Raw genomic sequence first — 25784 nt, forward strand, 5'->3', positions numbered from 1 at the left:
CACGTCTTCACTCACCCCCATCTCCGATGCCGGGACGCCATGTCGCTTCGTTCTCTCCCCCACGCCGATCCGGGTGTCCCCGACACCCGGTCCGGTTTCCGATTTCTGCTCTGGCTCGAGAAGTGCCAGATCCGCGCCCAGGCGACGGCCACGTTCTGGGGCACCCTCAACATGGCGGCGTTCGCGGGCATGCCCGCGGCGGTCGGCCTGGCCGTCCAGGCGGTCGTCGACCGCTCGGGAGGCAGGCTCGCGCTCGCGGGTGGCCTGATCCTCGCTCTGGGACTGGTCTCGGCGGTGGGCGACACCATGCTGCACCGCGTCGCCGTCACCAATTGGATCACCGCCGCGGCCCGCGTGCAGCAGCTGCTGGCCCGCAAGACGGCCGAACTCGGCTCGGTACTCACCCGGCGGGTGGCGGCCGGAGAGGTCGTGGCCGTCAGCACCGGTGACGTCGAGAAGATCGGCTGGTTCGTGGAAGCGCTCGCCCGCTTCGCGTCCTCCCTCCTGGCGACCGTCGGCGTGACGGTCGCCCTCGTCGTCTACCGGCCCGAACTGGGTCTGATCGTGGCGGCCTGCGTCCCCGTGCTGGTGCTCGCGGTGCTGCCGCTGCTGCCGCACGCGGCCCGACGGGCGGACGAGCAGCGCACCAAGGCCGGCAAGGCCACCGAACTCGCCTCCGACACGGTGGCGGGACTGCGCGTACTGCGCGGCATCGGCGGCGAGGAACTGTTCCTCGCCCGTTACCGGCGCGCCTCCCAGGAGGTCCGGCAGGCCGCGGTGCGCAGCGCCCGGATGTGGTCGCTGATCAGCGCGCTCCAGGTGGCTCTGCCGGGACTGCTGCTGCTCGCGGTGACCTGGCGCGGGGCACAGCTGGCCCTGGACGGCCGGATCTCGGTCGGCGAACTGGTCACCGTCTACGGCGCCGTGGTCTTCCTGCTCTTCCCGCTGCGGGGCTTCGAGGAGATCGCGATGGCGTACTCCTTCTCCAAGCCCTCGGCCAAACGCGCGGCGCGGGTGCTGTCGCTGCGACGTGACACGGCCGGGCGGACGGACGCCGGTACCGTCCGGGCCCCGCGCCCGGGGGCGTCAGGGTCGTCGCGGGATCTGTACGACCCCGCGACGGGCCTGCTGGCGCCCGCGGGGAAGCTGACCGCCGTCGTGTGCGGCGATCCGGACGCGGCGGGCGCGCTGGCCGACCGTCTCGGCGGGCACAGCCCGGAACGGGCCGAGGAGGACCCCTCGGTGCTGCTGGGCGACACGGCGCTGGACGAGATCCCGTTGTCCGCGGCACGGGCGGTCGTGCTCGTGCAGGACAAGGACCCGGTGCTGCTGTCGGGGACGCTCGCGGAGCTGCTGGACGTGCCCCGCTCCGGCGCCGTCGCCGCCGATGACGCCCTGGCAGCGGCCCAGTGCGACGACGTGCTGGAGGCGCTGGCCCAGGCCTCCGTGGACGACTCGGGCGACCCGATGCGCACCAGGATCACCGAGCGCGGGCGGTCCCTGTCGGGCGGACAGCGGCAGCGCCTGGCGCTGGCCCGATCCCTGACGGCCGACCCGGAGGTGCTGGTGCTCGACGAACCGACGAGCGCCGTCGACACGCACACCGAGGCCCGGATCGCGCACGGTCTGCGGTCGCTGCGCGCGGAGCGGACCACGGTGGTGTTCACCTCCAGTCCGCTGCTGCTGGACCTGGCCGACCGGGTCGTCTTCGTCGAGGAGGGCTCGGTGCGCGGCTCGGGGACGCACCGCGAACTGCTCGTCGCCGACCCCGCCTACCGCGCCGTGGTCACCCGGGAGACCGAACCCGAACCCGAACCCGGACTCCATCCTTTCGAGTCACTACGGAAAGCCGAGGAACCCGCATGATCGGCGTGCCACCGCCGGACTACGATCCGGCCGCGCCGCAGCAGGCCAGTACCCTGCCGGTCGGCTCGCCCGCCACGGTGCGCGCTTACGTCAGGGAACTGGTCGGCCGGCACCGGCGCGCCTTCGTCGCCCTCATCGCGCTGAACGCGGTGGCCGTCGTCGCCTCGATGGTCGGCCCCTACCTGCTGGGACACCTGGTCGAGAGCCTGTCGGTGGGCGACAGGGATCTGCACCTCGGCCGCACGATGGCGTTCTTCGCCACCGCCCTCGCCGTCCAGACGGTCTTCGTGCGCGAGGTGCGGCTGCGCGGCGCGATCCTGGGCGAGCGGATGCTCGCCGACCTGCGCGAGGACTTCCTCGTACGGTCGGTCGCGCTGCCACCGGGCGTGCTGGAGCGGGCCGGCACCGGCGACCTGCTGTCCCGGATCACCACGGACATCGACCGGCTGGCCAACGCGATGCGCGAGGCGGTGCCCCAGCTGGCGATCGCCGTGGTCTGGGGCGGACTGCTGCTCGGCGCCCTGGCGGTCACCTCACCCCCGCTGGCGCTCGCCGTGCTCGTCGCGCTGCCCGTGCTGCTGCTGGGCTGCCGCTGGTACTTCCGCCGCGCGCCGCAGGGCTACCGGTCCGAGGCGGCCGGTTACGCGGCCGTCTCGGCCGTGCTCGCCGAGTCGGTCGACGCCGGACGCACCATCGAGGCCCACCGGCTGGAGGAGCGGCGCGAGGAGCTGTCCCGGCTGCGCATCCGGCAGTGGGTGGCCTGGGAGCGCTACACGATGTGGCTGCGCAGCGTGCTCTTCCCGGTGATCAACGCGACGTACACGCTGATCCTGGCGGCCGTGCTGCTCATCGGCGGGACCCTGGTCCTGCACGGCTGGGTCTCGGTCGGCGAACTGACCACGGGCGCGCTGTACGCGCAGATGCTGGTCGACCCGATCAATCTCATCCTGCGCTGGTACGACGAACTGCAGGTGGCCCAGGTCTCCCTGGCCCGTCTGGTGGGCGTGCGGGAGATCGAGCCGGGCGCCGGTGACACCGAGGTGACGCCGGACGGCCGTGACGTCCACGCCGACGAGGTGCGCTTCGGCTACCGCGCGGGGAGCGACGTGCTGCACGGCGTGACCCTCCGGGTGCGCCCCGGCACCCGGGTGGCCCTGGTGGGCCCCTCCGGCGCCGGGAAGTCGACGCTGGGCCGGCTGCTGGCGGGGATCTACGCCCCTCGTACCGGGGAGATCACGCTCGGCGGCGCCCAACTGGCCCGGATGCCCGCGGAGCGGGTCCGTGAGCACGTGGCCCTGGTCAACCAGGAGCACCACGTCTTCGTCGGGACGCTGCGCGACAATCTGCTGCTCGCGCGCGCGGGGGCGGAGGACACCGAGCTGTGGGCGGCCCTGACCGCGGTGGACGCCGAGGGCTGGGCACGGGGACTGGAAGCGGGACTGGACACCGAGGTGGGCTCCGGCGGGGCCGCGCTCACCCCGGCCCAGGCGCAGCAGGTGGCGCTCGCCCGCCTGGTCCTGGCCGACCCGCACACCCTGGTGCTGGACGAGGCCACCTCGCTGCTCGACCCCCGGGCGGCACGGCACCTGGAGCGATCGCTGGCCCGTGTCCTGGACGGCCGTACGGTGGTGGCCATCGCGCACCGTCTGCACACGGCGCACGACGCGGACCTGATCGCGGTCGTCGAGGGCGGCCGGATCAGCGAGCTGGGCAGCCACCAGCAGCTGGTGGAGGCGGACGGCGCCTACGCGGCGCTGTGGCGGTCCTGGCACGGATAGCCGGCCGCCACGGCGCCGCGCGCCGATTCCCACGGTGGGGGTGCTCAGGCGCCGAAGACCAGTGCCCCCACCGCGCCCACGCCGCCGATCACGAAGAAGACCGGGGTCAGCACCTTGATCTCGACCTTGCTGCCCGCACGGAACCGCATGGGCTTGGGGGTGCCCAGCGGGTACCAGCGGCGGCGCCCAATGGGGATGGGCCACAGGACCGGGCAGCCCGAGACGGTCAGGGCGTCGCCGAGGCAGTGCACGATGGAGCCGAGCACGATCGGGATGCCGATCCACAGGTACTGCTGACCGGGCTCGGTCAGCAGCCAGCCCTTGCCGCTCTGGGTGCTGTCCAGGGTGTCGGCGAGCACCCACGCGCTGGTGGCACCGAGCAGCCAGACCAGGATGTCGCTGGACATCCGGGCCTGCCGCCACAGCAGCCCTTCGACCGCCAGGACGGCGTGCACGAAGAGGATGAAGACCACGGCCCACCGGCCGCCGACCCATGCCAGGCCGGAGGCGGCGGCACCCATCCCGACCGCCCAGAGCCATGTGTGGGTCAGGGTGCGGTGGCCGCCCTGCCGTATCGGGTCACCGGGCTTGCGGGTCTTGCGGTACGCGGCGTAGGACAGCTTGTCGATGACCTCGCACAGCCATCGGGAGATCGGGCCGAATGCCCGGGAAATCGTGGCCGCCTTGTGATCCAGATCAGGAGCGAGAGCCGCACCGGCACAGATCAGCGCACCGACCACGAGGGTCGGCCAGGGCATCGGATGATTGAGCCCCGCGGCGACCGCACCCACTGCCAGCCAAGCTGCCGCTCCGGAGACAGAATGTGCCGGTCCCATCATGGCGTGTCCCGCCCCTTTCGACCCGCCCTGAAGCGGAGTTGACGTCCAATCGACGGCACACCATACCGTCGGGCGATCTTCGCTCGTACCGCCGGTTCATCCCCCGGACCCCGCGGCAGGCAAGATGGGGGTGTGACCCTTATCGATCAGCTCCCTGCCGAGGCCGACCCCGACGCCCTTTTCGAAGCTTTCGCCACCTGGGCGGAGGGCCGGGGCATCTCGCTCTATCCCGCCCAGGAGGAGGCGCTGATCGAGGTGGTCTCCGGGGCGAACGTCATCCTGTCGACGCCCACCGGCTCCGGAAAGAGCCTGGTCGCGACCGGTGCGCACTTCGCCGCCCTGGCGCGCGACGAGGTCACCTTCTACACCGCGCCGATCAAGGCGCTGGTGTCGGAGAAGTTCTTCGACCTCTGCAAGCTCTTCGGCACGGAGAACGTCGGCATGCTCACGGGTGACGCCTCCGTCAACCCGGACGCCCCCGTCATCTGCTGCACGGCCGAGGTGCTGGCGTCGATAGCGCTGCGCGACGGCAAGGACGCGGACATCGGCCAGGTCGTCATGGACGAGTTCCACTTCTACGCCGAGCCCGACCGCGGCTGGGCGTGGCAGATCCCGCTGCTGGAGCTGCCCCAGGCACAGTTCCTGCTGATGTCGGCGACGCTCGGTGACGTCAGCCGCTTCGAGAAGGACCTCACCCGCCGCACCGGCCGGCCCACGTCGGTCGTGCGCTCGGCGACCCGTCCGGTGCCCCTGTCGTACGAGTACCGGCTGACCCCGCTCACCGAGACGCTCACGGAGCTGCTGGAGACCCGGCAGGCTCCGGTGTACATCGTGCACTTCACGCAGGCGGCCGCCGTGGAGCGGGCGCAGGCGCTCATGAGCATCAACATGTGCACGAGGGCCGAGAAGGACGCCATCGCCGAGCTCATCGGGAACTTCCGCTTCACCACCAAGTTCGGCCGCAATCTCTCCCGTTACGTCCGGCACGGGATCGGTGTGCACCACGCGGGCATGCTGCCCAAGTACCGGCGCCTGGTGGAGAAGCTCGCCCAGGCCGGACTGCTGAAGGTCATCTGCGGCACCGACACCCTCGGTGTCGGGGTCAACGTGCCGATCCGCACGGTGCTGTTCACCGCGCTCACCAAGTACGACGGCAACCGGGTGCGGGTGCTGCGCTCCCGCGAGTTCCACCAGATCGCCGGGCGGGCCGGCCGGGCCGGCTTCGACACCGCGGGGCTGGTGGTGGCCCAGGCCCCCGAGCACGTCATCGAGAACGAGAAGTCGCTCGCCAAGGCCGGGGACGACCCGAAGAAGCGCCGCAAGGTCGTCCGCAAGAAGGCGCCCGAGGGCTTCGTCGGCTGGTCCGAGACCACCTTCGAGAAGCTGATCGCGTCCGATCCGGAGCCGCTGACCTCCCGCTTCCGGGTGACCCACGCGATGCTGCTGTCGGTGATCGCGCGCCCCGGCAACGCCTTCGAGGCCATGCGCCGGCTCCTGGAGGACAACCACGAGGACCGCAGGTCCCAGTTGCGCCACATCCGGCGGGCCATCGCGATCTACCGTTCGCTGCTGGCCGGCGGAGTGGTGGAGCGCCTGGAGGAGCCGGACGACGAGGGCCGCATCGTCCGGCTGACGGTGGACCTGCAGCAGCACTTCGCACTCAACCAGCCGCTGTCCACCTTCGCGCTCGCCGCCTTCGAACTGCTGGAACCCGAATCGCCCTCCTACGCGCTCGACATGGTGTCGGTCGTCGAGTCGACCCTCGACGACCCCCGCCAGATCCTGGCCGCCCAGGAGAACAAGGCACGTGGCGCGGCGGTGGCCGCGATGAAGGCCGACGGGATCGAGTACGAGGAGCGGATGGAGCGTCTGCAGGAGATCTCCTACGCCAAGCCGCTGGAGGAGGTGCTCTCGCACGCCTACGGCGTCTACCGCAAGAGCCACCCGTGGGTCGGCGACCACCCGCTCTCGCCGAAGTCCGTCGTGCGCGACATGTACGAACGCGCCATGACCTTCACCGAGTTCGTCTCGTACTACGAGCTGGCCCGGACCGAGGGCATCGTGCTGCGCTACCTGGCGAGCGCCTACAAGGCGCTGGAGCACACCGTCCCCGACGACCTGAAGTCCGAGGACCTGCAGGACCTCATCGCCTGGCTGGGTGAGCTGGTCCGCCAGGTCGACTCCAGCCTGCTCGACGAGTGGGAGCAGCTCGCCAACCCCGCCGAGATGACCGCCGAGGAGGCGCAGGAGCGCGCCGACCAGGTCAAACCGGTCACGGCCAACGCCCGGGCCTTCCGCGTGCTGGTGCGCAACGCGATGTTCCGCCGGGTGGAGCTGGCCGCCCTGGAGCACTACACCGAACTGGCAGAACTCGACGCCGAGTCCGGCTGGGACGCGGACGCGTGGGCGGACGCCATGGACGCCTACTGGGACGAGTACGAGGATCTGGGGACCGGGCCGGACGCGCGCGGCCCGAAGCTGCTGCAGATCGAGGAGCGCCCCGAGGAGGCCCTGTGGAAGGTGCGGCAGACCTTCGCGGACCCCTCCGGCGACCACGACTGGGGCATCTCGGCGGACGTCGACCTGACCGCCTCCGACGAGGAGGGCCGCGCGGTGGTCAAGGTGACGGCGGTGGGCACGCTGTGACCGCGGAGCCTGCGGCACCGGCGATACGCACCACCGCGCCAACCCGCGCCTCGACCCCGAAGGCGCATAAGGCACATAAGGCACATAAGGAGCACGCCCGATGACCAACCCGGCCGAGCGGCTGGTGGACCTGCTGAACCTCGAGAAGATCGAGGAGAACATCTTCCGCGGGCAGAGCCCCGACGAACGGATCCAGCGGGTCTTCGGCGGGCAGGTCGCGGGCCAGGCGCTGGTCGCCGCCGGCCGCACGACGGACGGCACCCGGCCCGTGCACTCCCTCCACGCGTACTTCCTGCGCCCGGGCCGCCCGGGTGTGCCGATCGTGTACGAGGTGGAGCGGGTGCGCGACGGCAAGTCGTTCACCACCCGCCGGGTGGTCGCGGTGCAGCAGGGCAGGACGATCTTCACTCTGACCGCCTCCTTCCATCTGCCGGAGCCCGGCTTCGAGCACCAGCTGCCGATGCGGGAGGTCCCGGACCCGGAGACCCTGCCGACCCTCGGCGACGAGATCCGGGAGCATCTGGGCGGCCTGCCCGAGCAGTTGGAGCGCATGGCCCGCCGGCAGCCGTTCGACATCCGCTACGTGGAGCGGCTGCGCTGGACCCCCGAGGAGATCGAGGGCGCCGAGCCGCGCAGCGCGGTCTGGATGCGCGCCGTGGGCCCGCTCGGCGACGATCCGCTCGTGCACACCTGCGCCCTCGCGTACGCCAGCGACATGATGCTGCTGGACGCCGTACGGGTGCCGATCGAGCCGTTGTGGGGGCCGCGCGGCTTCGACATGGCCTCGCTGGACCACGCCATGTGGTTCCACCGGCCGTTCAGGACCGACGAGTGGTTCCTGTACGACCAGGAGTCCCCGGTCGCCACCGGCGCCCGGGGGCTGGCCCGTGGACGCATCTACGACCGCGAGGGCAGGCTGCTGGTCTCGGTGGTCCAGGAAGGGCTGTTCCGGAGGCACACGGACTGACCTCGGGGCCGTTCCTCCTCCGAATGGCGTATCCCCGGGTGCCGTGCACATCATGGTGGCGTGAGGGCGATGCCGAGTTCTGCCTCCTCCCAGGGGCATCTGCCGTAGGAAGGGCAGGGGCGCCTGTCCGGGGGCAGTGAGGAAGATCGTCCGTCACTTCGCGTGTGTGGGCACCGGCGCCGAGCAGCCGCTCGCCCGCTCGCCGGCACATCGTTCAGGGCACCCGCACGTTTCCTCTGTGCTCGATGTCCGGGGAAGGCATTTCTACCCAAGGAGCAGAGACATGACGTCGCACACTGTCCCACCGACTGCGCGTCTCTCCGAGCACGAAGCGGCCGTAGGGTTCACGGCGTCCCGGCAGATGTCGGAGGCCCTTCAGGCGATCCTCGTCGAGCTGGTCGAACTGCACCTGCAGGGCAAGCAGGCCCACTGGAACCTGGTCGGCCACAACTTCCGGGACCTGCACAAACAGCTGGACGACATCGTGGACGACGCCCGCGAGGCCAGCGACACGATAGCCGAGCGGATGAGGGCCCTCCATGCCGTCCCGGACGGGCGCTCCGACACCGTCGCGGCCACCACCACCCTGCCCAGGTTCCCCGAGGGGGAGCTGAGCGTGGCGGCCGTGGTGGACTTCATCACGACACGCCTGCACGCGGCGACGGCGACCATGCGGCGCCTGCACGACGGCATCGACGCGGAGGACCCGTCCACCGCGGACCTCCTCCACTCGATCATCGACACCCTCGAAGAGCACGCCTGGATGATCAGCGCCGAGAACCGCCAGGTGTGACGGCCGGGTTGTCCCACCGCCGGCGACGAGCCGCTCAGGCCGCCCCCAGCCCCAGCAGCCGGCGCCAACGGCTCCTAGTGGCCCGCGGGGGCGGCTGAGGCGGCCCGGTGGGACCGGGTGGCGCTGCCGGATCCGGCGGCGCCACCAAGGCCGCCAGGGCGGGCTCCTGTTCGTTCCCCGGCCGGGGTGCCGGCCGGGCGGCGCGCGCCCGGAGCAGAGCGTCGGACAGCGAGACCTGTGCGAAGGCGACCTCGTCGGGACGGTCCGCCACGACGATGGCGTCGATCATCTCGCGCGCCACGTGGGTGCCGGTGTTCCCTGGCGGAATGCCCGGCCGCAGGCGGCGCAGATACGCCCGCTCGTGCGGATCGGGCACCGCCCGCGCCGCCGCCTCCGGGCCCAGCAAGGCGGCCCAGGCGGCCGCCTCGCCCCAGGCGTCGGTGGCATCCCGCACCATCTCCTCCACCCTCCGTGCCCGCCAGCCGCGGGGGCGGTGGTCCTCACCCTCGTCCAGCGCGTCCCGCAGTGCGGCCGGCAGACGGCCCGCGAGGAGGGAAGGCCGGGCGACCGCCAATTGCCGCACCTCTTCGGCCAGATAGAGCCAGACGACGGCCCGGTAGCGGTTCACGTACCACCGCACGGGGCGGATGAGACCGCCCTTGGCGAGTCTGGTGAACCGGTCGCGCGTGATGCCGATGAGCTCACCGCCCTCCACGCTGCCGACCAGTCGCAGCCGCTCCCTGAGCGTCTCCGGGAAACCCTCCTCGGACCGCAGCCGTTCCACGTCCTTGCGCACCACACGCCGCCGGCCGCCGGCCGCGGACGTCGTGCGGATCCCTCCGACCTGCAGCGCGACCTCGAATTCGGCCGGGTCCAGGCCCAGTTCCTCCCGCGCGCGTCGCACGCCGAGTGCTTCCGCGACGACAAGCTCCTGCACACCCATGTCGATCCCCCGTCCTTGCGTGACCGTTCGTCACTGACAGTCACCACGATAGAACAGGAGGCCGACGGCCCGCTCGGGCCTGTGGATAACTCTGTCACGCTCCGTGGTCGTAAACGGTCACAGCTGTCCCGCGGCGCACCAGCCGCTCCACGATCATCGGCTCCACGCGGGCCCAACTCCCGCCCGCGAGACCGCAGCCGATCCGCGGCATGTGCACGGACGCCGCGAGCCCGGCGGCCCGGTCCGCCACCGCCGCCAAGCCCGCGTCGATCGCCTCGTACCGGACCGGCACGCCCTCGCCGCCCCGCCGGACCCCGTGCTGGCCGATCATGTTGGCGACCCAGAGCCGTGGTCCGACGCCGACGAACTGGACGGCGCCCAACGCGAAGTCGTTCGCGGCGCGTTCGCGGTACCAGCGGCGGTAGGCCGCCTCCGGCTCCGGCCAACGGGCCGACACCGCGAGCACGAAGCCCTTCCCCCATCCACCGACGTCGTTGCAGACATGGGCGATCAGCTTCACGCCCTCGCCCACCGGGTCGGTGGCGTCGCCCCGGACATACGTGATCTCGGACATGACGTCACGGTACGTCCGGGCACCGACATCCCGCCGCGGACGGCCGCCTCACAGGGCCCGCAGCCCGTTGATGACGTCCTGCAGCACCCCGACGTCCGGCAGTTCGGCCGGCGGCACGGGGCGGATCGCCCGCAGGTGACCCTCGCGCAGCAGGTCGCCGAGGAGCACCCGGACCACGCCGACGGCCAAATCGGCCTCCGACGCGAGGTCGGCGACCGAGAGCGGGCCGTCGCGGCACAGGTCGAGCAGCGTGAGGTGCTCGTCGTCGAGGCCGTCCTCGGACACGGTGGCAGCGGCGGTATGGACGGCATGGCCCGGACGCGTGGTTCCGGCAGCGACCATGACGGCGATCAGGTCGACGTCGCCGTCCGAGTCCGGCCGGGTGCGGCCACCGGTGATGGTGTAGGCGCGCACCATCGGACCGGCCTCGTCGTCATACCAGAGCGCGCCCTCGTCCTCCGGCGGGCTCGGCGTCATGCGTCATCACTCCCCGGGAGCCGCCGCGTCGTGCCGGCGCGGTGCAACACCGAGGTGCTCACCGACCCGGTGAACCATGAGGGTCATCTCGTAGGCGATCTGGCCGACGTCCGCCTGGACCCCGCTCAGCACCGACAGGCAACTGCCCTCGCCCGCGGCCGTGACGAAGAGGAAGCCGTCGTCGAACTCGACCATCGTCTGCCGCACGCCGCCCGCCTCGAAGTGCCGGCCGGCGCCCTTGGCGAGGCTGTGGAACCCGGACGAGACGGCGGCCAGGTGCTCGGCCGTCGGGCGGTCCAGGCTGGTGCTCGCGCCGGTCACCAGACCGTCGCTGGAGAGCACGAGCGCGTGCCGGACGTGCGGCACGCGTTCCGTCAGGTCGTCCATCAGCCAGGTGAGTCCACTGCTCACGGTCATCCCCCGTTGCCCCCGTTCTCCGCAGTCCCGTGCGGTGTCGCGGCGTCACGGCCGCGGGCGAGGCCGCGCGTGAACGCCGTCATGGTGGAACGAGCCTCTTCCGGAGATCGTTCCCTTTGCGTTCCGCCCGCCGGCGGCTCTGCCGGGCTGTCGTGCACGGAGTCCTCCCTGAGTTGCGCTACGAGACTGGCCTGCCGCACCCGCTTCGGCAAGCCCGCCCCGGTGCGCCCGTCCTCCTTGGGCCTCGAGGGCCCGCGGCGGGGCCGCGGTGTGCGCGGCGACTTGTCGGCGCGGTCGCCACCGGGTGGCTCCGCCACCGACCGGGGCCGCAGCACGTGCTCCCCGGTCTCGGCGTCGTCCGACGAACCGTCGACCAGTACGGCCTGCGGGATCATCACCACGGCCACGGTGCCGTCGTACCGGCCGCGGCGCAACGCGACCCGCACCCCTTGGCGGGCCGCGAGCCGTCCGACCGTGAACAGCCCGAGGCGGTCCGTCTCCGGCAGGTCCGTGCCTGCGGCGGCCTCGCCCATCGCACTGTTGGCCTCGGCCAGGCGTTCGGCGCTCATGCCGAGGCCCCGGTCCTCGATCTCCAGGACGTAGCCGCCGCCGACCACCTCGCCCCGCACCTCGACCCTGCTCTCGGGCGGGGAGAACGCGGTGGCGTTGTCGATGAGTTCGGCGAGCAGGTGGAGCACGTCCGCGACGGCGGAGCCGACGAGCGCCACCCTGGGCATGCGCCGTACGACCACGCGCTGGTAGTCCTCCACCTCGCCGACCGCCGCCCTGGCCACCTCCGCGAGCCGCACCGGGCGCCGCCAGGCGCGGCCCGGGGCGTTGCCGGAGAGGATCAGCAGGCCCTCGGCGTGCCGCCGCATGCGGACGGCGATGTGGTCGACACGGAAGAGGTCGTCGAGCTCGGCCGGGTCCTGCGAGCGGCGTTCCATGCTGTCGAGCAGGGTGAGCTGACGGTGCAGCAGCACCTGGCTGCGACGGGCCAGGTTGGTGAAGACCGCCGACACCCCGCGGCGCATCCGCTCCTGGTCGACGGCCGCCTGCACCGCGGCGCGCTGCGCGGTGTTGAAGGCCCTTCCCACCTGACCGATCTCGTCGGCACCCAGGCGCAGTTCGGGGGCGGCGCGGGCCACGGCTCCCTCGTCGAGCTCCTCTCCGGAGCGCAGGCGGTGCAGTACCTCGGGGAGCCGGGTCCCCGAAAGCTCCAGCGCCTCGTTGCGCAGCAGGGTGAGCCGGCGGGCGATGCCACGGCCGATCAGGAGGGAGACGACAAGCGACAGGACGACCGCCAGCAGGCCGGCGAGGCTGACCGCTCCGGTCCTGAGGAGGACGCTCATGCCGTCGTCGCGCGCCTGGTCGCCGATCTCCCGGGCGGCCTCCAGATTGATGGTGCTGAGCTCGGCAAGGGCGCGGTCGGCGTTGACGCGCCAGCGGTCGAGCCCGACGACGTTCCCGACGTCCGCGGCGCCCGCGGAGCGCACAGCGGTCTCCATGGAGTCGAGCGACCAGGCGACGCTGCCGCCGCCGAACTGGTCGAGACGCTCCTTGGCCGCCTTGGTCAGTTCCGGGTCGACGATCGAATGCAGCAGCTTGCGGCCGTCCACGGTGCTGATGAACTCGCGGTACTGGCTGACGGACATGCGCTGCCCCGCCAGGACGGCGCTGATCATGGCGTCCTCGCGGGACAGCAACTCCCTCGCGCGCACGAGTTCGATGACCAGGCCGCCCTGGTGGGCCACCTCACCGCTCTGCAGGGCGCCCAGAGCGCCGCGCAACCGGAAGGTGGGGTCGATCACAGCCGAGTACCGGTGCAGTGCCATGGACCAGCCGAACCCGCGTTGCCGCACCTCGGCACGCAGCGGCCGCAGATCCTCCGCGGCGGTCACGAGTTCGGTCAGCCGCTGCTTCTGCACCCGGTCCAGCGGCGCGCCGCGGGCGTGCTCGCGCGCATGCTCGCGGACGACGGCGAGCAGCCGGTCGGTGTCCCTCTCGCTCCGGGCGAGCTCCGTGCCGCCCTGTGCGCCGTCGGAGGCGACATAGGTGACGGCGAGGCGTCGTTCCACCTGCAGCGCGCGGGCCAGATCGTCGGCCGGGGTGCCGTAGTAGCGGTAGGTCTCGGCGATCCCGATGAGGGCGAAGGCTCCGCGTACCGAGGTGTAGGTGCTGTACGTCCACAGACCCGCCAGCGACAGGAGCGGCACCAGGAGCAGTGCCACGAGTTGCGTGCGGATGGTGCGGGGGCGCAGGCGCATGCGTCAGGTCCTCGGTCGACCATGGGTTCGATACGGAAGGGCACAGTCTCGCCGAAGGAGGCCCCCTGACAGGCGGCGACTGTGACATGTCACAGCCCGGGGCGGCCGCCCGCCGTCGAATCCCGTCGAATCGGCCGGATGCGTGTTCACGCCACGCTAACGATCCGGCATTGCCGCGGAAACGCCCGCGCCGCACCCTGGACGGATGGAACGGGGACACGCGGTGCGGCGCGTCATCGGTCCCGTCCCCGAGGCGGAGGACGGTGCGGGGAACATCCCCTTGGTCCACCGCGACATCCACGGCTACCGCCGCGCCTTCCGGGTGGGCGGCAGCGGGCCCCCGCTGCTGCTGATCCACGGGCTCGGCGACACCTCGGAGACGTGGTCGCACATCCTGCACCGGCTGGGCCGGCACCACACGGTCATCGCGCCCGACCTCCTGGGTCACGGGGAGAGCGAGCGCCCCCGCGCGGACTACGCGGTCGCCGCCTACGCCTGCGGCATGCGGGACCTGCTCGGTGTGCTCGAAGTGGACAGGGTCTCGGTCGTCGGCCACTCGCTGGGGGCGGGCGTCGCCATGCAGTTCGCCTATCAATTCCCCGAGCGCTGCGAGCGGCTGGTGATCGTCGGCGGAGGAGGCCTCGGGCCCGAGGTGCACCCCTTGCTGCGACTCGCCGCGGGACCCGGATCGGAAGTGGCCCTGCCGCTGGCCACCTCACCGCCGGTCCGCCGCGCCCTGCGACTCGTCGCGCCCGTCCTGCGGCGCACCGGCGGCCTCGGGCTGGGCCGGCACGACTTCGACTACGTCCTGGAACGCTGCCTCGCCCTGGACAGCGGCGAGGCCCGTCAGGCGTTCCTGCGCACCCTGCGCGCGGGAGTCGACCTGCGGGGCCAGGTCATCACCATGATGGACCGCAGCTACCTGACGGCCGGGCTGCCCACCCTCATCGTGTGGGGGAAGCACGACAGGGTCATCCCGGTGCGTCACGCCGTCAAGGCGCACGCGGCGATGCCCGGCAGCCGCCTGGAGCTGTTCGATGACGCCGGGCACTTCCCGCACCACGACGAGCCGGAGCGCTTCGTCTCCGTGCTGGAGGACTTCCTCGCGACGACGTCGCCCCAGGAGTACGACCCCGTGCACTGGCGCCGCCTGCTGCGCCGGGGACGCACCGACGGGCCGCTCTACGAGGAGGCGGTGGCAGCGCACCCGTCCAGCGGTTCCTGAACGCCCCTTCGGCGCCCTGCCGGGGCAGGATGGGGCCATGGGACACAGGATGACCGAGGAAGAGTGGCGGGCCTTCGTGTCCGCCGGGACGCGGACGGGCAAGCTGGCGACGGTTCGCGCGGACGGGCGGCCGCACATCGCCCCCATCTGGTTCTTGCTGGACGGAGACGATCTGTTCTTCAACACCGGTGCGGGAACCGCCAAAGGACGGAACATCACGCGCGACGGCCGGATCGCCCTCTGCGTGGACGACGACCGGCCGCCGTTCTCGTACGTGGTTCTGGAGGGTCGTGCCGAGGTGAGCGAGGAACCCGGCCCGCTGCTGGAGTGGGCCACCCGGATCGCGGCCCGCTACATGGGGGAAGAGCGGGCGGTGGAGTACGGGAAGCGCAACGGTGTGCCCGGCGAGCTGCTCGTGCGGGTGCGGATCGACAAGGTGCTCGCCGAGGCCGACGTGGCCGGCTGACGCCAGGGGCGGGCCGGCCACGCCGGTTCAGCTGACCGGCTTGCCGCCGTTGGCCTTCTTGCCGTTCGCGGCGACCGCCCACCAAGTGCCGCCGACACCGTGACCGTTGATGTCGCCGGCCTTGGTGTCGCCGCTGTACCAGTACACCGGCCAGCAGTTGTACGACAGCTGCTTGGTGCCGTCCGGCCGCGTGTAGGTGCTCACGAGCTTGGGGTTGAGGCCCGCGGCCTCGGCCTCCGCCTTGGAGACGGCCTTGGCCGGCGGCCACTTCTTCAGGCAGTCGCCCGTGCAGTTCGACACCATCGGCCAGTCGGTGTCCTTGTCGAAGCGGTAGAGGGTCCGTCCCTTGAAGTCGACCAGGATGTCGCCCAGCTTCGCGTCGTTGACGACCGACAGAACCGGCCACTTCTTGTCCGAGGCCTCTTCCGCGTCGTCCCCGGAGCCGTTGTTGTCGTCGCCGTAGCCGTAACCGTCGTCCGAGCTCGCGGAAGGACTCGCGGCCGACGGGTCGTCGTAGCCGTACCCGCCCGTGGTGGAGGCACCCGGCTGGGCCGACTGGGCCACGTTCTGCTGCTGGGCCGCGGGGGCCACGTTGCTCGCCTGGCCGTAACCGGACGACGACCCGCTGCCGCAGGCGGTGACGAGGAGAAGGCCAGCGGCCGTTCCGGCGACCGCGGCACCGATCCGCTTGTGCATCTGAACTCCTAGCGCGATAGAGGCTCGGGGGCCGTGCGCCCCGCCTGCCCACTCGTACGCACCCCGCTCAGAAGCCTCTCAATGCACGGCGTTATCCATTTTTCCACCGCACCGGTCTGCTAGGGTGCCCGCCCGCCGACGGGCCGTCAGCTCACGGAGTCCAGCAGACGTGCGGCGTGCATCCGCCCCGCGTGCTCCACGAGCGCGACGAGCACGTCCCTGCTCGACGCCCGCTCCCGCGCGTCGCACATCAGCACAGGGGTGCCGTCCTCCAGGTCGAGGGCCCGGGCGATGTCCTTGGGGCCGTGGTCGCGTGTTCCGGGGAAGCGGTTGACGGCCACCGCGAAGGGGATGCGCCGGTGCTCGAAGAAGTCCACCGCGGGGAAGCAGTCCTCCAGGCGGCGGGTGTCCGCCAGCACGACCGCGCCGAGCGCACCCTGCGCGAGCTCGTCCCAGAGGAACCAGAAGCGGTCCTGCCCCGGCGTGCCGAACAGGTACAGCGACAGGCCCGCCCGGATGGTGATGCGGCCGAAGTCCATCGCCACCGTGGTGGTGGTCTTGCGCTCGACCCCACCCGTGTCGTCGACACCCCGGCCGGCCTCGGTGAGCTGTTCCTCGGTGCGCAGCGGCCGGATCTCGCTGACGGCCCCCACCAGTGTGGTCTTGCCGACCCCGAAGCCACCGGCGATGAGGATCTTCAGCGCCATGGGCGCCGTGTCAGAGTGCCCGGAGTCCATTGATCACCTCTCGCAGAATGCTCACGTCAGGAAGTTGCGCCGGCGGCACCGGGCCGCGGACCCGTACGCAGCCGAGCGCCAGCAGGTCGCCGAGCAGGACGCGCACGACGCCCACCGGCAGGTCGGACTCGGCCGCGAGTTCCGCGACCGACTGGGCGCTGCGCCGGCACAGCGCGAGCATGGCGGTGTGCTCCGGGGTGAGCGACGGGTCGTCGGCCGCACCGGGCTCGGCGATCACCTGGGCGATCAGGTCCAGTCCCGCGCCGGCCGTACCGGGCCGGGTCCGCCCGCCGGTCAGGGCGTACGGCCGCACCATGGGCCCGGCTTCGTCGTCGTACCAGTGGTCGCCGGGACGACGTGAGTACCCGCCGTTCATCACCCGTCGGCCCGGTCAGCCGGCGACCGGGCCGGCGGCACCGAGGCGCGGCGGTGTGTGCAGGTGCTCGCCGACGCGTTTGACGAGCCTGGCCATCTCATAGGCGATCATGCCGACGTCGGCACCGGCCGTGGTGAACACCGCGAGGCAGGATCCCTCGCCCGCGGCGGCCACGAACAGGAAGCCGTGGTCGAATTCGACCATGGTCTGCCGGACCTGCCCGGCGTCGAAGTGCCGGCCGGCGCCCTTGGCGAGGCTGTGGAAGCCCGAGGCGACGGCGGCCAGGTGCTCGGCGTCCTCGCGGCTGAGGCCGCGTGAGGCGCCCACCGCCAGTCCGTCACCGGACAGCACCACGGCATGCCGGACCTCGGTGACCTGGTCGGTGAGGTCGTCCAGGAGCCAGTCCAGCTCACCGGACCGGTTCGATGCGTCGATCATCCGTGTTCTCCTTCGCGGGATGCCCTGCCGGGGGTACGGCCGGTGTCGGTGTCGCCGTTCTCCGGGGCCGTACGCGGGCCGCCGTGGCCGCGACCGCGGTCGGGACCGTGCCCGGGCGGCGGAGCGGCCCGCAGGGGACGCCGCTCGGCCCTCTCCGCGTCGGTTCCGTCCTCGCGCGGCAGGGTGCCCCCACCGCGGATCCAGCCGCTGCGATAGGCCGCCAGAGTCGCGCGTGCCTGCTCGGGCGAGCGCTCGCGCGCCTCCCGCTTCGGCCCCGGGGCCGAGGCGTCCTCCCCAGCGGGCCGCTCCAGCAGTTGCGGGGCGAGGCTGGCCCGCCGCACCCGGCGCGGGAGGGCGCCGTCCCCGGCGGCCGTCGACTCGGCCGTGGCGGGGGCCGACGCGGGGGCGGGGGCGGGGGCGGCCGCGACGGGGACAGGCGCGACGGGGGCAGGGGCGGTCGGGGCCGTCGGCTCGGGAGCCGGTTCGCGTTCCGGCACCGGGTGGGGCACGACGCCGCGCGGCGGTGCGTCGTCGCTGCCACGCGACGACGCCGCCACCGCGGGCGCCCGCTCCTCGGCCAAGATGCCGTTCCCGTGGACCGTCGGTGCCGCTCTCCTCGTCCCCAGCGCCTTGAAGGCGTCGGCTTCCTGTGCGCCGGTCTCCAGCAGGGCGCTGGGCAGCAGGACGACGGCGGTGGTTCCCCCGTACGGCGAGGGGCGCAGCGCGACCTTGACGTCGTGCCGGGCGGCGAGCCTGCTCACGACGAACAGGCCGAGCCGGTCGCTGTCGAAGAGGTCGAGCGCCTGTGACTGCCCGATGCGGCGGTTGGCCTCGGCCATGGCCTCCGCGCCCATGCCGAGCCCGCGGTCCTCCACCTCCAGGACGAAGCCGTTGCCCACCTGCTCGCCGTACACGCGCACCTTGGTGTGCGGCGGCGAGAACTGGGTGGCGTTCTCGACCAGTTCGGCCACCAGGTGGGTGAGGTCGGCGACCGCCGCCCCGACCACGGTCGTCCGGGGCAGCCGCCGGACCTCGACGCGTGCGTAGTCCTCGACCTCGGCGACCGCGGCACGCACTACATTGGCGAGCGGTACCGGCTTGCGCCAGGCGCGGCCGGGCGCCGCCCCGGAGAGGATGATCAGGCCCTCCGCGTGGCGCCGCATCCGGGTACTGAGGTGGTCGAGCCGGAACAGGTCCTCCAGTTCCGCCGGGTCCTCGGTGCGCCGCTCCATGGTGTCGAGCAGGGCGAGCTGGCGGTGCACCAGCACCTGGCTGCGGCGGGCGAGGTTGACGAAGACCCCGGAGACGCCGCTCAGGAGTTCCGCGCGCTCGGCGGCGGCCCGCAGCGCCGAGCGCTGCACGGTGGCCAGGGCCTCGGCGACCTGCCCGATCTCGTCACTGCCATGGCTCCCGAGCGGGGCCTCGGCCTCCAGGTCGATCGGCTCCCCTGCGCGCAGCCGCCGCATGGCACGCGGCAGTTTGCGCCTGGCCAGGTCGAAGGCGGTATTGCGCAGTCCGACGAGTTCGACGACCAAGCCGCGGCCGATGCGCACGGAGATGAGCAGCGAGGCGACGACGGCGATCAGTCCGAGCAGCACGGCCACGCCCGACCGGCTGAGGAGGCTGTGCAGGACGGGCTCCTGCGAGGGAGCCGTGCCCACCGCGATCGCCGCCAGACCGCCGGACACCCGCCCGGCGGCCCGGTTCCAGACGGCGGCCGGAGCCGCGTCGGCCGCCGCTTTGCCGGGGCCGGCCGCCAGGACGGCGTCCTCTACCACCGCCAGGTCCGCGTACTCCTCCGAACCGCTGAGCCGGTCCCAGGCGCGCCGGGTCTCGCCGGTCAACCCGGGAACGGCGGTGGCGAGGAGGAACCGGCGGGCCCGGATGGACCCGCTGACGTCCCCGTAGCGCGCGAGGGGCAGGTCGTGGTCGAGGGCGGCGGTGGACAGCAGGGCGTCCTCGCAGGCCAGTTGTTCCGCTGCCCGGCCGATGTCCAGGGCGACGCGGGACTGCGGCGAGTCGGCGATGGCGGCGGCGATGGCGAAAGCGTCCGCGATCGCGTCCGTGTAGGCCTGGTAGACCCTGCCCCAGTCGGCGCGCGGCGCGGTGTCGCCGGGGCGCAGCGCGTCGAGCCCGTCCACGGCGCCCACAAAGGCGCGTACGCGGTCGGCGACCTGACCGGGCAGACCGGTCCCGTCGGCCACGGTGTGATCCTTGCCGAGCCGTAGCCTGCCGACGGCGTGACCGGTCTCCGAGGAGCGGCGCTTCAGCTCGGCCGCGGTCGCGTCCCTCGGATCGGCCATGTAGTGCCCCGCGGCACGACGTTCGGCCTCCAATGCGGTGATGGTGGCGATGACCGGTTCGCGGATCGTTTCTGCAACGCGCTGTGCGCGGAACTGACGGGATATGTCCTGCGCCGTGGTGACGGCCGCGAAGGCCCACAGCGCCATCAGGGAGACGACGGGCACCATCAGGAGGCAGACGATCTTCGCGCGGACTGTTCTGGGCCGCAGGCCCGGCAGGGAGGTCCGCTGCGGCCGCTCGTCGGCGGGAAGACCGGCGTGCGCACGGCGGCCGCGCTGAGGGGTCATGCGGCGCCCTCCCCGAATCGCGTGGCGGCCGCAGAGGCCCCGCGTTCCCTCGCGGTCGGGGAGAGCGCGACGAAGGCCGAGGTGAGGAAGAGGTACGAGCCGAGACCGACGATGAGCGGGAAGAGGAAGGCGGTTGCCCCGGCCCCGCCCAACTCGGCGGCGGACGGGCGCACGTCCACCCGCACGGCGAGCATCCCCGTGTAGTGCATGCTGCTCACCGCGGCGCCCATGACGAGCGACGCCCCCGCGACGATCACGGGCCGGTGCACGGTGAGCACCGCCCACAGGGCGGCGGTCGCGGCGGCCACCGCGATGGACACGGACAGGGCCACCGTCCACGGGTCGTAGGAGACCCCGCCGTGCAGGCGCATCGCCGCCATCCCCAGGTAGTGCATGCTCGCGACGCCCAGGCCGGTGGTGAGCCCGCCGACCGCCAGGGCCACGGGACGCCCCTTGCCGTAGCCGACGGCGAACACGCCCAGGCCGACGACCAGGAGGGCGACCACCAGGCTCAGCACAGTGAGCGGCACGTTGTAGCGGATCTCCGTGCCGCTGACGCGGAAGCCGAGCATGGCCACGAAGTGCATCGTCCAGATGCCGGTGGCGAGCGCGCTGGTGGCCGTGAGAAGCCAGTTGCGGCGGGAGCGGCCGGTCGCCGCCAGGGCGCGGCCGGTGCAGCGCAGTCCGAGGGCCGCGCCGACGCACGCCATGGCGTACGAGAGCAGCGGCGTCAGCCAGCCGAAGGCGGCGTGGTCCATGTGTCCCATGGCCACCGGACGCTAGTGCGGGGGCGGCACCGGCCCTCGGCCATGACGGAACCCTGCGTTAATTGACAGGGTGCTTTCCCCGCGCGGTCCCGAACGATCGCCCAGCGGCCGAACCTGCACAGAGGGGAGGTGTTTCAGGAGCCGCGCGGTGCGTACATGATGACCCCCACGCCCACGAGGCACACCAGCGCCCCGACGACGTCGAAGCGGTCCGGCCGGTAACCGTCCGCGACCATCGCCCAGGCGAGCGAGCCCACGATGAACACGCCGCCATAGGCAGCCAGAATGCGGCCGAATTCGGCATCCGGCTGCAAGGTCGCGACGCATCCGTACAGGCCGAGCGCGATCACCCCGGTGCCGATCCAGGCCCAGCCGCGGTGTTCGCGCAGGCCCTGCCACACCAGCCAAGCGCCTCCGATCTCGAGGAGCGCGGCAAGTATGAAGAGGACGACGGAACGCAGCGTGAGCATGCGACCATGATGCCCCGCCCATTGCGCTGCCCCGTCCGCGGCTCCCACCAGAGGTGTCCGACATGCATTCCGACCCCGCCCATGTGCGTGAGTTCTTCGCCGCCCGGGCCGCCGGCTGGGACACCCGCTTCCCCGACGACGGTCCCGCGTACGAGGCGGCGGTGACGCGACTCGGTCTGCGCCCCGGGCAGACCGTGCTCGACGCCGGATGCGGCACGGGACGCGCGCTGCCGTTCCTGCGGCGCGCGGTGGGCCCGTCGGGGACGGTCGTCGGCGCCGACCTGACCCCCGAGATGCTCACCGCCGCGGTCCGCGCGGGGCGCGGGGCGGACGGCGCCCTCGTACAGGCCGACTGCGCACGCCTGCCGCTGCGCGGCGGGGTCCTGGACGCCGTCTTCGCGGCCGGGCTCATCGGCCACCTGCCGGACCCCGGTGCGTGCCTGCGTGAACTGGCCCGAGTCACCCGGCCCGGAGGGCGGCTGGCCCTCTTCCACCCCATCGGCCGGGCGGCCCTCGCCGCCCGGCAGGGCCGCCGGCTCACACCCGACGACCTGCGCGCCGAGCCCAACCTGCGGCCCCTGCTCGACGGGTCCGGCTGGACCATGACCGGCTACACGGACTGCGACGACCAATTCCTGGCGATGGCCTCGACGAAGGCGTAGGCGTTGTCGAACATGATGTTGTGACCGGCGCCGGGGACGGTCACCACCGACACCCCGGCCGCCACCAGCCCCTGGTGCCCGGCGAGTTCCCCGCTGTGCTCTCCGATCAGGTAGGTGCGCGGAACGGTCAGGGCGAGCAACATCGCGCGCATCGTGGGTTCGGTTCCCCGCATCAGACCGGCGGCACTGCGGTGCAGCGCCACGGGATCCGCGAGCCGCATCGTGGCGCCCCACTTCGGTCCGACGCGTTCCAGGACACGCTCGAAGGCCCCGCCGTGCACGAACTCCTCCTCCGTGAAGGCGGCGATGCCGCTGCTGCCGGCCGTCTCCGGCGGGCGGGGGTCCAGATTCGCCTCCGCCAGTACCAGGCTCGCGACCAGGTCCGGCCGGCGTGCGGCCAGCACAATGGCGACGGCCCCGCCCATGCTGTGGCCGACCACTTCCGCACCGGTCACACCGGCGGCGTCGAGGGCGGCGGCGACCGCGTCCGCGTGGTCCTCCAGCCGGTAACCGAAGTCCGCCGGGCGGTCGCTGATGCCGAAGCCGGGCAGGTCGACCAGGAGCGAGCGGTGCCGCGCCAGCGCGGGGTGCCCGGCAATGTGCGCGAAGTAGACGGCGGATGCCGCTCCGAGGCCGTGCAGAAAGACCCGCGCGGGGCCCTCGCCTGCCGACTCCGTCCAGCGTATGTGCGCGCCGCCCTCGGTGAACCGTGTCTGCTGCATGACGGAGACCATACATCGCCACCGATGTATTACCAACGCGATGTACCCCGTGGATGGTGGAGAATGACCGCATGCTGGAGCTCGCGATCCTGGGATTCCTGTTCGACGACGCCTTGCACGGCTACGAACTGCGCAAGCGCATCGCCGCGCTGACCGGGCACGTCAAACCCGTCGCGGAGAGCACGCTCTACCCGGCCATCAAACGGATGGAGAAGGCCGGCCTGCTGCAACGGGAGACCCGTCCGGGCGCGGTCGCCGCCCCCCGTCACGAACTCACGCTCACCGACCAGGGCCGCGCCGAACTCCGCCGCCGGCTCGCCGAACCCTCCGGCCTCGACATCTCGGACGAGAACCGCTGGTTCACCGTGCTCGCCTTCCTCCGGCACCTGGACGACCGGGCCGCCCAGGCCGCGGTGCTGCGGCGCCGCATGGCGTTCCTCGAGGAGCCCTCCGGGTTCTTCTACGAGGGCGACCGGCCGCTGCGCGCAGAGGAGGTCGAGGACCCGTTCCGGCGCGGCGTACTGACCATCGCCCGGGCGACCACGAAGGCGGAGCTGACGTGGCTGCGCGGCACGCTCGCGGAGCTCGGCGCAGGCTAGGCCCGAACCCCGGACGGCAGGGCGCACCCGCGAAGCGGAAGCGCCGGTACCGCGTCCGTGCAGGCAGCCGCCGTACAGGGTGCGGAAGTTGGCCGCGGTGGCGGGGCGGCGGCCCGTGTCCCGGCCGGTGAAGGGTTTTCCACAGGCGCGACCCCGCTCTCGACGCGGGTCTCACCGGCTGGTTAGGGTGCGCCCACCACGGAGAACCACTCGGAAGGGGATGCCCGTGTCCGCGACGGACGACGACGCGCTGTTCGTTCTCACGGCGGCGATGCTGACGCCCGCGCAGTTCCCGAGCGTCCTGGCCGACGACTACCCGGCGGCGTGCGCCGAGCTCGGCCTCGAAGCGGTCGCCGACGGCTACGGCCTGATCTTCGGGCAGGACGGGACCGGCGCCCGGTGGACCGTGGCCGTCGACGACACCGCTCTCGTGGCCTGCGCCCTGGCCGCATGGGACTGCGGGCTCGAGTACGACCTGTCCCCCGACGAGCACTCGGTGATCGCCGCCCTGCCCGGCTGGCCGCTGCCGGTGGCCGTCGCCGCACCGGGGGTCGCCGCACCCCACGACCCCGACGAGAAGGAGGCGGGACGCCCCCTCTCGCCGCCGGACAGCGACCACTGGGGGCCGGCGCAGCGGCGCATGGGCGCCGACGAGATCGCGCTGCAGTGGCGCACCTGGCGTGAGCAGCTGGGCGACCCCGCCGGAACCGGTGGGACGGGCGGCGAGCAGGCCACAGAGGATCAGGGGGCGGAGCCGGGCCCGCCCACGGGCGGCGGCCTCCATCCCGGCGTACGCCGGGCTCTGACCGCCGCCGCGGAGTACGTGAACGCCCCGCCGCCGCCCGGCCGCATACGGTCGACCGCGGCCGGGGAGGGAGTCCGGACACTGCGCGTGGACGGGACGGACTGGAGCCTGGTGGCACGCACCGACGACGTCGCCTTCGTGCTGCTCGACGAGGAGCCGGGCGAGGTGCTCCCGGTCGGCCGCGGACCGGAACTGCCGAAGCTGCTGGAGGCCCTGGACAAGCTGGCCGTCCGCCCCAGCTGAGCCCGTCGGCGCCCGGGCCCGGCTCAGCCCGCCCGCGGGCCCTCGCGCGGATCGTCGTGCACCTTGCCCGCGACCTTGCGCGCCGCCACCAGCACCGGGTCCCACACCGGCGAGAACGGCGGGGCGTAGCCGAGGTCGAGCGCGGTCACCTGCTCGGCCGTCATGCCCGCGGTCAGGGCCACCGCGCCGATGTCGACCCGCTTGGCAGCGCCCTCGCGCCCGACGATCTGGAGCCCCAGCAGCCGCCCGGTGCCGCGCTCGGCGATGGCCTTGACGGTCATCGGCGCCGAACCCGGGTAGTAGCGGGCCCTGCTGGTGGACTCCACCACGGCGGTGACGTACTGCAGGCCGGCCGCGTCGGCCTGCGACGCCTTGAGCCCGGTGCGGGCGATCTCCAGGTCGCAGACCTTGCTGACCGCCGTGCCGACGACACCGGGGAAGGTGGCGTAGCCGCCACCGATGTTCGTGCCGACGACCCGGCCCTGCTTGTTCGCGTGGGTACCGAGCGGAATGTGCTGCATCCCCCCGGACACCAGGTTGACCACCTCCACGCAGTCACCCGCCGCCCAGACGCCGTCGGCGCCCCGCACCCGCATCGCGCGGTCGGTGAGCAGCCCGCCGTGCTCCCCGAGGCGCAGTCCGGCCTCCCGCGCGAGAGCGGTGTTGGGCGCCACACCGAGCCCGAGCACGACGACGTCGGCCGGGTACTCGCCCCGGTCGGTCGCCACCGCCCGGACCCGCCCTCCGGCGCCGGTCAGCACCTCGCGCACGGCGGAGCCGGTGACCACGGTGATGCCGAGCCCCTCCAGGGCCTTGCGCACCAGGTGCCCCATGTCCGGGTCGAGGGTGGACATGGGCTCCTCGGCCCGTTCGAGCAGGGTGACGCGCAGTCCGTGCCGCAGCATGGCCTCGGCCATCTCGACGCCGATGTACCCGCCGCCGACCACGACCGCGTGCCGCGCAGGGGCGTCGTCGAGCGAGCCGAGGATCTCCTCGCCGTCGTCGAGGATCTGCACCCCGTGCACTCCGTCGGCGTCGATCCCCGGGATGTCGGGCCGCTTGGGGACGGCCCCGGTGGCGATGACGAGCTGGTCGAAACCGGTCCAGCCCTCGTGGCCGGACGTGTCGCGGGTGCGCACCCGGCGCGCGTCCATGTCGATGCCGAGCACCTCGGTGCCGAGCCGCACGTCGATGCCGCGGGCCCGGTGCTCCTCGGGCGAGCGGGCGATCAGCTCGTCGGGCCCGTCGGTGTCCCCCGCGATCCAGTAGGGAATGCCGCACGCCGAGTACGAGGTACGGCGGCCGCGTTCGAAGGCGATGATCTCCAGGTCGCCCGGGCCCCTCCGTCGGCGTGCCTGGGACGCCGCCGACATGCCCGCCGCGTCGCCCCCGATGACCACCAGCCGTTCCGTCATGACGG

Annotated in this window: 25 protein-coding genes; 10 read left to right on the forward strand and 15 right to left on the reverse strand. The window is 72.6% G+C overall.

What is annotated here, in order from left to right; genetic code table 11:
• The first annotated feature begins 39 nt into the window (after positions 1-39).
• Together ACIP98_RS07120 and ACIP98_RS07125 are read left to right on the forward strand one after the other, a co-directional pair.
• Positions 40-1866, forward strand: coding sequence for an ABC transporter transmembrane domain-containing protein (locus ACIP98_RS07120; protein WP_401974171.1), 1827 nt, complete (start codon positions 40-42; stop codon positions 1864-1866).
• Entirely contained in the window at positions 1863-3644 is a 1782-nt protein-coding gene (locus tag ACIP98_RS07125; protein WP_319658163.1) for an ABC transporter ATP-binding protein, read from the forward strand. Before ACIP98_RS07120 ends, ACIP98_RS07125 begins: the two co-directional genes overlap by 4 nt.
• 44 nt (positions 3645-3688) lie before the next feature.
• Here ACIP98_RS07125 and ACIP98_RS07130 read toward each other — a convergent pair whose 3' ends face one another.
• Positions 3689-4483 carry a metal-dependent hydrolase gene (locus ACIP98_RS07130; protein ID WP_319658162.1) on the reverse strand — a complete coding sequence of 265 codons (795 nt, stop codon included), beginning with the start codon at positions 4481-4483 and terminating at the stop codon, positions 3689-3691.
• Between the two features lie 132 nt (positions 4484-4615).
• Between ACIP98_RS07130 and ACIP98_RS07135 the strand changes: the two genes are divergently transcribed.
• From ACIP98_RS07135 to ACIP98_RS07145, 3 genes are all read left to right on the forward strand, one after another.
• On the forward strand, positions 4616-7129 hold the full coding sequence (locus tag ACIP98_RS07135) for a DEAD/DEAH box helicase (protein ID WP_401974174.1): 2514 nt from the start codon (positions 4616-4618) through the stop codon (positions 7127-7129).
• Positions 7130-7229: 100 nt separating this feature from the next.
• The gene (locus tag ACIP98_RS07140) at positions 7230-8096 is read left to right on the forward strand and encodes an acyl-CoA thioesterase II (protein WP_319658160.1); all 867 of its coding nucleotides are present in this window, start codon (positions 7230-7232) and stop codon (positions 8094-8096) included.
• A gap of 283 nt (positions 8097-8379) precedes the next feature.
• Entirely contained in the window at positions 8380-8889 is a 510-nt protein-coding gene (locus ACIP98_RS07145) for a DNA starvation/stationary phase protection protein (protein WP_319658159.1), read from the forward strand.
• Between the two features lie 34 nt (positions 8890-8923).
• On the opposite strand, the gene ACIP98_RS07150 is transcribed toward ACIP98_RS07145, so the two are convergent.
• From ACIP98_RS07150 to ACIP98_RS07170, 5 genes are all read right to left on the reverse strand, one after another.
• Complete coding sequence (locus ACIP98_RS07150) at positions 8924-9832, reverse strand: DUF6397 family protein (protein WP_401974176.1); 909 nt, start codon at positions 9830-9832, stop codon at positions 8924-8926.
• Positions 9833-9926: 94 nt separating this feature from the next.
• Positions 9927-10406, reverse strand: a complete 480-nt coding sequence (locus tag ACIP98_RS07155) for a macro domain-containing protein (RefSeq protein WP_319658157.1) — start codon at positions 10404-10406, stop codon at positions 9927-9929.
• 48 nt (positions 10407-10454) lie between these two features.
• Complete coding sequence (locus ACIP98_RS07160) at positions 10455-10883, reverse strand: DUF742 domain-containing protein (RefSeq protein WP_319658156.1); 429 nt, start codon at positions 10881-10883, stop codon at positions 10455-10457.
• A 6-nt stretch (positions 10884-10889) separates the two neighbouring features.
• Positions 10890-11300, reverse strand: a complete 411-nt coding sequence (locus ACIP98_RS07165; protein WP_319658155.1) for a roadblock/LC7 domain-containing protein — start codon at positions 11298-11300, stop codon at positions 10890-10892.
• Complete coding sequence (locus tag ACIP98_RS07170; RefSeq protein WP_401974178.1) at positions 11297-13567, reverse strand: nitrate- and nitrite sensing domain-containing protein; 2271 nt, start codon at positions 13565-13567, stop codon at positions 11297-11299. Before ACIP98_RS07170 ends, ACIP98_RS07165 begins: the two co-directional genes overlap by 4 nt.
• Positions 13568-13772: 205 nt before the next feature.
• On the opposite strand from ACIP98_RS07170, the gene ACIP98_RS07175 reads away from it, so the two are divergent.
• Both ACIP98_RS07175 and ACIP98_RS07180 read left to right on the forward strand, forming a co-directional pair.
• Positions 13773-14792, forward strand: a complete 1020-nt coding sequence (locus ACIP98_RS07175) for an alpha/beta fold hydrolase (RefSeq protein WP_401974180.1) — start codon at positions 13773-13775, stop codon at positions 14790-14792.
• A 37-nt stretch (positions 14793-14829) separates the two neighbouring features.
• Positions 14830-15258, forward strand: coding sequence for a PPOX class F420-dependent oxidoreductase (locus ACIP98_RS07180; protein ID WP_319658152.1), 429 nt, complete (start codon positions 14830-14832; stop codon positions 15256-15258).
• A 27-nt stretch (positions 15259-15285) separates the two neighbouring features.
• Here the strand turns inward: ACIP98_RS07180 and ACIP98_RS07185 are convergent, their stop codons facing one another.
• The 7 genes from ACIP98_RS07185 to ACIP98_RS07215 form a co-directional block, all read right to left on the reverse strand.
• Positions 15286-15954 carry a hypothetical protein gene (locus ACIP98_RS07185; protein ID WP_401974182.1) on the reverse strand — a complete coding sequence of 223 codons (669 nt, stop codon included), beginning with the start codon at positions 15952-15954 and terminating at the stop codon, positions 15286-15288.
• 146 nt (positions 15955-16100) lie between these two features.
• Positions 16101-16691 (reverse strand): ATP/GTP-binding protein, encoded by a 591-nt coding sequence (locus ACIP98_RS07190; protein WP_319658149.1) that lies wholly within the window; start codon positions 16689-16691, stop codon positions 16101-16103.
• Positions 16672-17067: a DUF742 domain-containing protein gene (locus ACIP98_RS07195; protein WP_319658148.1), complete on the reverse strand. Its 396-nt coding sequence runs from the start codon at positions 17065-17067 to the stop codon at positions 16672-16674. Before ACIP98_RS07195 ends, ACIP98_RS07190 begins: the two co-directional genes overlap by 20 nt.
• A gap of 15 nt (positions 17068-17082) precedes the next feature.
• Positions 17083-17505 (reverse strand): roadblock/LC7 domain-containing protein, encoded by a 423-nt coding sequence (locus ACIP98_RS07200; protein ID WP_319658147.1) that lies wholly within the window; start codon positions 17503-17505, stop codon positions 17083-17085.
• Positions 17502-20096 carry a nitrate- and nitrite sensing domain-containing protein gene (locus ACIP98_RS07205; RefSeq protein ID WP_401974184.1) on the reverse strand — a complete coding sequence of 865 codons (2595 nt, stop codon included), beginning with the start codon at positions 20094-20096 and terminating at the stop codon, positions 17502-17504. Before ACIP98_RS07205 ends, ACIP98_RS07200 begins: the two co-directional genes overlap by 4 nt.
• A complete protein-coding gene (locus ACIP98_RS07210) occupies positions 20093-20863 on the reverse strand; it encodes an MHYT domain-containing protein (protein WP_319658145.1) in 771 nt (256 codons plus the stop codon). Before ACIP98_RS07210 ends, ACIP98_RS07205 begins: the two co-directional genes overlap by 4 nt.
• A gap of 134 nt (positions 20864-20997) precedes the next feature.
• Positions 20998-21333 (reverse strand): YnfA family protein, encoded by a 336-nt coding sequence (locus ACIP98_RS07215; protein ID WP_319658144.1) that lies wholly within the window; start codon positions 21331-21333, stop codon positions 20998-21000.
• A 62-nt stretch (positions 21334-21395) separates the two neighbouring features.
• Between ACIP98_RS07215 and ACIP98_RS07220 the strand changes: the two genes are divergently transcribed.
• Positions 21396-21995, forward strand: coding sequence for a class I SAM-dependent methyltransferase (locus ACIP98_RS07220; RefSeq protein ID WP_401974186.1), 600 nt, complete (start codon positions 21396-21398; stop codon positions 21993-21995).
• Here the strand turns inward: ACIP98_RS07220 and ACIP98_RS07225 are convergent.
• Positions 21944-22717 (reverse strand): alpha/beta fold hydrolase, encoded by a 774-nt coding sequence (locus tag ACIP98_RS07225; RefSeq protein ID WP_401974188.1) that lies wholly within the window; start codon positions 22715-22717, stop codon positions 21944-21946. The two genes, ACIP98_RS07220 and ACIP98_RS07225, sit on opposite strands and share 52 nt — an antisense overlap.
• A gap of 71 nt (positions 22718-22788) precedes the next feature.
• Here ACIP98_RS07225 and ACIP98_RS07230 point away from each other — a divergent pair, with 71 nt between their 5' ends.
• Together ACIP98_RS07230 and ACIP98_RS07235 are read left to right on the forward strand one after the other, a co-directional pair.
• Positions 22789-23316, forward strand: coding sequence for a PadR family transcriptional regulator (locus ACIP98_RS07230; RefSeq protein WP_401974189.1), 528 nt, complete (start codon positions 22789-22791; stop codon positions 23314-23316).
• 220 nt (positions 23317-23536) lie between these two features.
• Positions 23537-24364, forward strand: a complete 828-nt coding sequence (locus ACIP98_RS07235; protein WP_319658140.1) for a hypothetical protein — start codon at positions 23537-23539, stop codon at positions 24362-24364.
• Positions 24365-24387: 23 nt separating this feature from the next.
• Here the strand turns inward: ACIP98_RS07235 and ACIP98_RS07240 are convergent, their stop codons facing one another.
• Positions 24388-25779: an FAD-dependent oxidoreductase gene (locus tag ACIP98_RS07240; RefSeq protein WP_319658139.1), complete on the reverse strand. Its 1392-nt coding sequence runs from the start codon at positions 25777-25779 to the stop codon at positions 24388-24390.
• Positions 25780-25784 lie beyond the last annotated feature (5 nt).

Origin of the sequence: Streptomyces sp. NPDC088354, assembly GCF_044753585.1 — a bacterium.
GTDB lineage: Bacteria > Actinomycetota > Actinomycetes > Streptomycetales > Streptomycetaceae > Actinacidiphila.

Bases quoted from the DNA above. Each gene is read 5' to 3' on its own strand.
- ACIP98_RS07165 (WP_319658155.1), bottom strand. From the start codon at position 11,300: ATGACCGTGAGCAGTGGACTCACCTGGCTGATGGACGACCTGACGGAA.
- ACIP98_RS07200 (WP_319658147.1), bottom strand. From the start codon at position 17,505: ATGATCGACGCATCGAACCGGTCCGGTGAGCTGGACTGGCTCCTGGAC.
- ACIP98_RS07220 (WP_401974186.1), top strand. From the start codon at position 21,396: ATGCATTCCGACCCCGCCCATGTGCGTGAGTTCTTCGCCGCCCGGGCC.
- ACIP98_RS07145 (WP_319658159.1), top strand. From the start codon at position 8,380: ATGACGTCGCACACTGTCCCACCGACTGCGCGTCTCTCCGAGCACGAA.
- ACIP98_RS07210 (WP_319658145.1), bottom strand. From the start codon at position 20,863: ATGGGACACATGGACCACGCCGCCTTCGGCTGGCTGACGCCGCTGCTC.
- ACIP98_RS07175 (WP_401974180.1), top strand. From the start codon at position 13,773: ATGGAACGGGGACACGCGGTGCGGCGCGTCATCGGTCCCGTCCCCGAG.
- ACIP98_RS07160 (WP_319658156.1), bottom strand. From the start codon at position 10,883: ATGACGCCGAGCCCGCCGGAGGACGAGGGCGCGCTCTGGTATGACGAC.
- ACIP98_RS07235 (WP_319658140.1), top strand. From the start codon at position 23,537: ATGCCCGTGTCCGCGACGGACGACGACGCGCTGTTCGTTCTCACGGCG.
- ACIP98_RS07240 (WP_319658139.1), bottom strand. From the start codon at position 25,779: ATGACGGAACGGCTGGTGGTCATCGGGGGCGACGCGGCGGGCATGTCG.
- ACIP98_RS07180 (WP_319658152.1), top strand. From the start codon at position 14,830: ATGGGACACAGGATGACCGAGGAAGAGTGGCGGGCCTTCGTGTCCGCC.
- ACIP98_RS07195 (WP_319658148.1), bottom strand. From the start codon at position 17,067: ATGAACGGCGGGTACTCACGTCGTCCCGGCGACCACTGGTACGACGAC.
- ACIP98_RS07215 (WP_319658144.1), bottom strand. From the start codon at position 21,333: ATGCTCACGCTGCGTTCCGTCGTCCTCTTCATACTTGCCGCGCTCCTC.
- ACIP98_RS07190 (WP_319658149.1), bottom strand. From the start codon at position 16,691: ATGGACTCCGGGCACTCTGACACGGCGCCCATGGCGCTGAAGATCCTC.
- ACIP98_RS07225 (WP_401974188.1), bottom strand. From the start codon at position 22,717: ATGCAGCAGACACGGTTCACCGAGGGCGGCGCGCACATACGCTGGACG.
- ACIP98_RS07230 (WP_401974189.1), top strand. From the start codon at position 22,789: ATGCTGGAGCTCGCGATCCTGGGATTCCTGTTCGACGACGCCTTGCAC.
- ACIP98_RS07150 (WP_401974176.1), bottom strand. From the start codon at position 9,832: ATGGGTGTGCAGGAGCTTGTCGTCGCGGAAGCACTCGGCGTGCGACGC.
- ACIP98_RS07125 (WP_319658163.1), top strand. From the start codon at position 1,863: ATGATCGGCGTGCCACCGCCGGACTACGATCCGGCCGCGCCGCAGCAG.
- ACIP98_RS07120 (WP_401974171.1), top strand. From the start codon at position 40: ATGTCGCTTCGTTCTCTCCCCCACGCCGATCCGGGTGTCCCCGACACC.
- ACIP98_RS07185 (WP_401974182.1), bottom strand. From the start codon at position 15,954: ATGCACAAGCGGATCGGTGCCGCGGTCGCCGGAACGGCCGCTGGCCTT.
- ACIP98_RS07155 (WP_319658157.1), bottom strand. From the start codon at position 10,406: ATGTCCGAGATCACGTATGTCCGGGGCGACGCCACCGACCCGGTGGGC.
- ACIP98_RS07140 (WP_319658160.1), top strand. From the start codon at position 7,230: ATGACCAACCCGGCCGAGCGGCTGGTGGACCTGCTGAACCTCGAGAAG.
- ACIP98_RS07205 (WP_401974184.1), bottom strand. From the start codon at position 20,096: ATGACCCCTCAGCGCGGCCGCCGTGCGCACGCCGGTCTTCCCGCCGAC.
- ACIP98_RS07170 (WP_401974178.1), bottom strand. From the start codon at position 13,567: ATGCGCCTGCGCCCCCGCACCATCCGCACGCAACTCGTGGCACTGCTC.
- ACIP98_RS07130 (WP_319658162.1), bottom strand. From the start codon at position 4,483: ATGATGGGACCGGCACATTCTGTCTCCGGAGCGGCAGCTTGGCTGGCA.